This window comes from Streptomyces flavofungini (assembly GCF_041028215.1).
Taxonomy (GTDB): domain Bacteria; phylum Actinomycetota; class Actinomycetes; order Streptomycetales; family Streptomycetaceae; genus Streptomyces; species Streptomyces flavofungini_B.
Genome location: NZ_JASKYR010000371.1, coordinates 1 through 7292, shown reverse-complemented (window position 1 = coordinate 7292; position 7292 = coordinate 1). Strand labels below are relative to the sequence as shown.

Below are 7292 nucleotides of genomic sequence, written 5' to 3'. Positions count from 1 at the left end.
CTTGGGGCACGCCACCGAAGGGGCGCCACGCGCCACCGGRAGGGCGCGCCGCCGGAGGGCACGGCTCCCGCTGGAGGGCGCGCGCCGCCGTCCGAGGCGCGCCGCCGATGGTCGCGGCTCCCGAGGGTGCGCCGCCGGAAGTCGCTGCTCCTGAGGGCGCGCCGCCGGAGGGCACGGCTCCGCCCGGGGGGCGCGCGTCGCCGTCCGGCGGGGCTAGCTCTTGGCGGACGGCGTGGCGGAGGCACTCTTGCAGCTGTCCTGCTTGCCCATCGCCTTGCCGACCTCCCCCTCCTGGAGCTTCTCCAGCGCCCTGTTGCCGCTCTTGCTCAGCTTGTCCAGCTCGCCCGCGACGTCCTTGAGGCCATCGGCGAAGTCCGCCTGGTTCTTGGTGTCCAAGCCGTCGACCTGCTTCTTCAGGTCCCCGTACGACTTGGAGATGCCATTGAGCTCCTTGACGGCGTCGTCCGTCTTCTTCTTGCCGTCGTCGACCGGCGGAGCCCCGGCCTTCTTCACGGAGTCGCCCATCGCCTTGTAGGCGTCGGACATGTCCTGGAACGCCTTGGAGTCGGTCTTCTGGACGTCGGCCGGCGAACTGTTGTCCGAGGTCTCCTTCTGGATCGCGGCGTTGGCGTCCGCGATCTTCTTCGACTGCGGCTGAACGGAGTCACAGACCTTCTTGGCCCAGTCGTCCAGCTCCTTGTTGCCGTCGTCGCTGCTGCACCCTGACAGAGCGAGTACCAGTACCGCACCGCCGGACAGTGCGGCTGCAAGCTTCTTGTTCACCGGATTGGTCCCTTCCATGGCTCTCGGCCCCGGAACTTACACGCCAACTGGGCTACATCCGCATGCCGAGGGTCCGATACAACACCTATTGCAGCCATTTGCACCAAGCCTGAGCGGGCCATGAGCGGGAGAGAAGGCTCACGGATCACCCGCCGCGAGGCCACGGGCAACGCCGCCGGACAGAGCGACGGGCGGACGGCACGTCAAAACGCGCCGTCCGCCCGCGTGTTGGAGCGAGGCCCCAAAGGGCCCTGATGCACCCCCTACGAGACGATCGCCGGATCGGCCGGCTTGGCCGCACGCTCGGAGTTGCCCTCGTCCCCCACGGCGATGCCGCGCCGCTTGGAGACGTAGACCGCGCCGACGATGACCGCGATGGAGAGCACCGCGATCAGCACCCGCATGCCGACACTGGCGTCGTCCCCGTAGCTGAACTTGATGACCGCGGGCGCGATAAGCAGCGCCACCAGGTTCATCACCTTCAGCAGGGGGTTGATCGCCGGACCGGCGGTGTCCTTGAACGGGTCGCCGACCGTGTCACCGATGACGGTCGCGGCGTGGGCCTCGCTGCCCTTGCCGCCGTGGTGACCGTCCTCGACGAGCTTCTTCGCGTTGTCCCAGGCGCCGCCCGAGTTGGCGAGGAAGACGGCCATCAGCGTGCCCGTGCCGATCGCGCCCGCGAGGAACGAGCCGAGAGCGCCGACGCCGAGCGAGAATCCGACCGCGATCGGCGTGAGCACGGCGAGCAGACCCGGTGTGGCCAGCTCGCGGAGCGCGTCCTTGGTGCAGATGTCGACGACGCGCCCGTACTCCGGCTGCTCGCTGTAGTCCATGATCCCGGGGTGCTCGCGGAACTGCCGCCGCACCTCGTAGACCACGGCTCCCGCCGACCGCGACACCGCGTTGATCGCGAGCCCCGAGAAGAGGAAGACGACCGCGGCGCCCAGGACCAGGCCCACCAGGTTGTTGGGCTGCGAGATGTCCATGACCAGGTTCATCGGCGCGCCGTCGCCGAGCTTCTCACCGACGTCCCTGGCCGCGGTCGCGATCGCGTCGCGGTACGACCCGAAGAGCGCCGAGGCCGCGAGGACCGCGGTGGCGATGGCGATGCCCTTGGTGATGGCCTTGGTGGTGTTGCCGACAGCGTCGAGGTCGGTGAGGACCTGCGCGCCCGCGCCCTCGACGTCGCCGGACATCTCGGCGATGCCCTGCGCGTTGTCGGAGACGGGACCGAAGGTGTCCATGGCGACGATGACGCCGACGGTGGTCAGCAGGCCCGTACCGGCCAGGGCGACCGCGAAGAGGGCGAGCATGATCGACGTGCCGCCGAGCAGGAACGCCCCGTAGACGCCGAGCCCGATGAGCAGCGCGGTGTAGACGGCCGATTCCAGACCGATCGAGATACCTGCGAGGACCACCGTGGCGGGGCCCGTCAGCGAGGTCTTGCCGATGTCCCTGACGGGACGCCGGCTGGTCTCGGTGAAGTACCCGGTGAGCTGCTGGATCAGGGCGGCCAGCACGATGCCGATGGCCACGGCGATCAGCGCGAGCAGCCGCGGATCGCCGTCGTGGCCCTTGATCGCCGCGTCCGTGACACCGTCCAGCTTCGCGTACGAGGACGGCAGGTAGACGAAGACAGCGACGGCCACGAGGGCCAGTGAGATGACCGCGGAGATGAAGAAGCCGCGGTTGATGGCGCTCATGCCGCTGCGGTCGGCGCGCCGGGGCGCCACCGCGAAGATGCCGATCATCGCCGTCACGACACCGATGGCCGGGACGAGCAGCGGGAAGGCGAGTCCGGAGTCGCCGAACGCCACCTTGCCGAGGATCAGCGCGGCGACCAGCGTCACGGCATAGGACTCGAAGAGGTCGGCGGCCATGCCCGCGCAGTCGCCGACGTTGTCGCCCACGTTGTCGGCGATGGTCGCGGCATTGCGCGGATCGTCCTCCGGAATGCCCTGCTCGACCTTGCCGACCAGGTCGGCGCCGACGTCGGCGGCCTTGGTGAAGATGCCGCCGCCGACACGCATGAACATCGCGATCAGCGCCGCACCGAGGCCGAAACCTTCCAGCACCTTCGGCGCGTCGGCGGCGTAGACGAGCACCACACAGGAGGCGCCCAGAAGACCGAGCCCCACCGTGAACATGCCGACGACACCGCCCGTACGGAAAGCGATCTTCATGGCTTTGTGCGAGACGGCGGTGAGATCCTTTTCGGGCTCACCTTCCGCCGGAGTGGCTTCCCGGGCGGCGGCCGCCACGCGCACATTGCTGCGTACGGCGAGCCACATACCGATATAGCCGGTGGTCGCCGAGAACGCCGCTCCGATCAAGAAGAAGATCGATCGTCCGGCGCGCTGATTCCAGTCGTCCGCGGGCAGCAGCATGAGCAGGAAGAACACCACGACGGCGAATACACCGAGTGTGCGGAGCTGCCGGCCCAGATAGGCGTTCGCGCCTTCCTGGACCGCCGCCGCGATCTTCTTCATGCTGTCGGTTCCCTCGCCCGCCGCGAGAACCTGGCGTACCAGCACGCCGGCCACGACGAGCGCCGCGAGCGCGACGGCCGCGATCACCATGACGATGAGACGGTTGTCGTCCGTCAGTACTGCGGCTGCGAAGGTTGAGGGGTGGTCAATCTGATGAGGGGTAGAAAGCCCCGCCATTCGTCCTCCTTGACGCTTGACCTGAGCTCAAGATGTGGACGGATTGTAGGGAGCGGAACCTGATCAAAACAGAGCACCACTAACGCAATTGACTGGAGTTTGCTCCTCAGCAAATGATCCGGTCCGCCGATTGTCCCCGAAAGCGGTAATGCCTCAAAACCGTTGACGAGTGATTGCCGAATGATCGTCGATCTACCCGGCAATAAGATCACCCAAAGAAAAGCCCCTGTTCATCACGGGGATGACAGGGGTGCGGGGTGTACACGTCACAGGGGTGGGACCGGAAGAGAGGGCACGACGCCCGAGGACCCGGAGGCCGGGGCGCCGGGCGCTGAGGCGCTGGAGCCCTGACGCGCCTGACGCGCCGGACTCAGGAGAGGAGTGGCGCGGGAGTCGTCGGCCAGCTCATGCGGATCTGGCCACCGGCCTCGCCCGAGGTCACCTCGACGTCGTCCACGAGGCCGCTGATGACGGCGAGACCCATCTCGTCCTCGCCCTCGGCGTCGTGGTCCGCGCCCTGGCCCGCCGCGCCCCGGTCGCCGGGGGCCGAACGGGGGGCCTCGTCGCCGACCTCGATGGAGAACAGCTTCTCGTCCTCGATGAGCGCGACCCGCACCGGCGCCGTGACGCCGCTGCTCTGATGCAGTCCCACGGCACGGGTGCAGGCCTCACCGACGGCGAGCCTGACCTCGTCGAGAACGGCCTCGTCCACCCCGGCCCTGCGCGCGACCGCGGCCGCCACCAGGCGGGCGGTCCTCACGTGCTCGGGCAGCGCGCTGAAGCAGAGCTCGACGGTGGCCATACGTCCCCCTCGGACATACACGCGTGCTGTCAGGGGACCGGGCCGAGGCCCGGCCCCCTGCTGTACTGCCACACCGGGCCGAGGGCCCGGAAACGTCCGGCCGGTGCGCCGGACCTCCGTCGTCCGGCGCTCGGCCGTCCGCCACTCAGTCGGTGGCCGCGACCGCTTCGTCGACCGAGGTGTGAATCGGGAACACCTTGGTCAGACCGGTGATACGGAAAATCTTGAGAATGCGCTCCTGGTTGCAGACCAGGCGCAGCGAGCCCTCATGGGCACGCACCCGCTTCAGGCCGCCGACCAGCACGCCGAGCCCGGTGGAGTCGAGGAAGTCCACGCCCTCCATGTCGACGACCAGATGGAAACTGCCGTCGTTCACCAACTCGACCAACTGCTCGCGCAGCTTGGGCGCGGTATACACATCGATTTCGCCACCGACCTCGACGACCGTACGATCGCCGACGGTACGGGTCGACAGGGACAGGTCCACGGATCCTCCAGCACCTTGCTATCGAGCGGTCATCCCTCGGGACACCTCGGCAGAGCCCCCAGGACGGATCGCCAGCCGCGATGGCATTCAATCACTTACCGGCGGGCGTGCACGACGCCTTAGGACCATTGTCCATCCCACCAGTGACACACTCGATGCCGATGGCCAACATTTCTCCCCCCGGGAGACCCGCTGCGGGCACCCGGGCACACGCCTCCCCGCGGACGGTCCTTGACCGGCTCACCGCGGGGCCGAGCCGTGCTTCGCGCGTCACTCATACGGAGCACATGCCCCCACGTGAGGCCCGGTATGCAGGCTGGCCCGACCGCATCAGGCCGGAGGTCATATCCGCCGTCCGGGCCGCGGGCATCGAGCGCCCCTGGGCGCACCAGGCGCTCGCCGCCGAGCACGCGCTCGACGGCGATTCGGTGATCGTCGCGACCGGAACCGCCTCGGGCAAGTCGCTCGCCTACCTCACTCCCGTCCTCTCCGCCCTCATGGACGGCTCGGAGGCACCGAACGGCCGTGGCGCCACCGCTCTGTACCTGGCCCCCACCAAGGCCCTGGCCGCCGACCAGCGCCGCGCGGTCCGCGAACTGGCCGCCCCGCTGGGCAACGCCGTGCGCCCCGCCGTGTACGACGGCGACACCCCCTTCGAGGAACGCGAGTGGGTGCGCCAGTACGCCAATTACGTGCTGACCAACCCCGACATGCTGCACCGCGGGATACTCCCCTCCCACCCGCGCTGGTCCTCCTTCCTGCGCGCCCTGCGCTACGTCGTCATCGACGAGTGCCACACCTACCGCGGCGTCTTCGGCTCCCACGTCGCCCAGGTCCTGCGCCGTCTGCGCCGCCTCTGCGCCCGCTACGGCTCCGAGCCCGTCTTCCTCCTCGCCTCCGCCACCTCCGCCGACCCCGCCGCGTCCGCCGAGCGCCTCATCGGGCTGCCGGTGCGGGAGGTCGCCGACGACGCCTCACCCCGCGGCGACCTCGTCTTCGCCCTGTGGGAGCCGCCGCTCACCGACCTGCACGGCGAGAAGGGCGCCCCGGTCCGCCGCACCGCCACCGCCGAGACGGCCGACCTCCTCACCGACCTCACCGTCCAGGGCGTCCGCTCGGTCGCCTTCGTACGCTCCCGGCGCGGCGCCGAGCTGATCTCGGTGATCGCCCAGGAACGTCTCGCCGAGGTCGACCGCTCCCTCGCCCACCGCGTCGCCGCCTACCGCGGCGGCTATCTCCCGGAGGAGCGCCGCGCCCTCGAACGCGCCCTGCACTCCGGCGAGCTCCTCGGCCTCGCCGCCACCACCGCCCTCGAACTCGGCGTCGACGTGTCGGGCCTGGACGCCGTCGTCATCGCGGGCTATCCCGGTACGCGGGCCTCGCTCTGGCAGCAGGCCGGGCGCGCGGGGCGCTCCGGGCAGGGGGCGCTGGCCGTGCTGGTCGCCCGGGACGATCCGCTGGACACCTATCTCGTCCACCATCCCGAGGCCCTCTTCCAGCAGCCCGTGGAGTCCACGGTCCTCGACCCCGACAATCCCTACGTCCTCGCGCCCCACCTCTGCGCGGCCGCCTCCGAGCTGCCGCTCGTCGAGGAGGACCTGGCGCTCTTCGGTCCCGCCGCCGAGGAACTGCTCCCGCAGCTGGAGGCCGCGAAGCTGCTGCGCCGCCGCACCAAGGCCTGGCACTGGACACGCCGCGAGCGGGCCGCCGACCTCACGGACATCCGCGGCGAGGGCGGTGCGCCCGTCCAGATCGTCGAGGAGGGCACGGGGCGGCTGCTCGGCACCGTCGACGCGTCCGCCGCGCACACCACCGTCCACGAGGGCGCCGTCCACCTGCACCAGGGGCGCACCTATCTCGTACGCCGCCTCGACCTGGACGACTCCGTGGCCCTGGTCGAGGAGGCCGCGCCGCCCTACTCCACGACCGCGCGCGACACCACGGCGATCTCCATCCTGGAGACGGACGTCGAGATCCCCTGGGGCCCGGGGCGCCTCTGCTACGGCTCCGTCGAGGTGACCAACCAGGTCGTCTCCTTCCTGCGCCGGAGGGTCATCACGGGCGAGGTCCTCGGCGAGACCAAGCTGGACCTCCCTCCTCGTACGCTGCGCACCCGGGCCGTCTGGTGGACCGTCACCGAGGACCAACTGGACGCCGCCCGCATCAACCCCGAGATCCTCGGCGGCGCCTTGCACGCCGCCGAGCACGCCTCCATCGGTATGCTGCCGCTCTTCGCCACGTGCGACCGCTGGGACATCGGCGGTGTCTCCGTACCGCTGCATCCGGACACGCTCCTTCCCACGGTCTTCGTGTACGACGGCCACCCCGGCGGGGCGGGCTTCGCCGAACGGGCCTTCCACACGGCCCACGCCTGGCTGACGGCCACCCGCGAGGCCATCGCCTCCTGCGAGTGCGAGGCCGGCTGCCCGTCCTGCATCCAGTCCCCCAAGTGCGGCAACGGCAACGACCCATTGCACAAGCGGGGAGCGGTACGGCTGCTCTCGGTGTTGCTGCGGGACGGGGCGGATTCGCAGGGTTCGGAGGGGGCGGAGGG

General features: G+C 69.9%; 5 protein-coding genes. 1 reads left to right on the top strand and 4 read right to left on the bottom strand.

Going from position 1 to position 7292, the window contains the following annotated elements:
• Positions 1–213: 213 nt before the first annotated feature.
• The 4 genes from AB8Z36_RS23895 to bldG form a co-directional block, all read right to left on the bottom strand.
• The gene (locus tag AB8Z36_RS23895; protein WP_369215421.1) at positions 214–801 is read right to left on the bottom strand and encodes a small secreted protein; all 588 of its coding nucleotides are present in this window, start codon (positions 799–801) and stop codon (positions 214–216) included.
• 245 nt (positions 802–1046) lie between these two features.
• Positions 1047–3449, bottom strand: a complete 2403-nt coding sequence (locus AB8Z36_RS23890; RefSeq protein ID WP_369215420.1) for a sodium-translocating pyrophosphatase — start codon at positions 3447–3449, stop codon at positions 1047–1049.
• 370 nt (positions 3450–3819) lie between these two features.
• Entirely contained in the window at positions 3820–4251 is a 432-nt protein-coding gene (locus AB8Z36_RS23885; RefSeq protein ID WP_369215419.1) for an ATP-binding protein, read from the bottom strand.
• Between the two features lie 145 nt (positions 4252–4396).
• Positions 4397–4738: an anti-sigma factor antagonist BldG gene (gene bldG / locus AB8Z36_RS23880; RefSeq protein ID WP_005475923.1), complete on the bottom strand. Its 342-nt coding sequence runs from the start codon at positions 4736–4738 to the stop codon at positions 4397–4399.
• Positions 4739–4818: 80 nt separating this feature from the next.
• Here bldG and AB8Z36_RS23875 point away from each other — a divergent pair.
• A partial coding sequence (locus tag AB8Z36_RS23875) for a DEAD/DEAH box helicase (protein ID WP_369215418.1) occupies positions 4819–7292 on the top strand: 2474 nt, incomplete at its 3' end.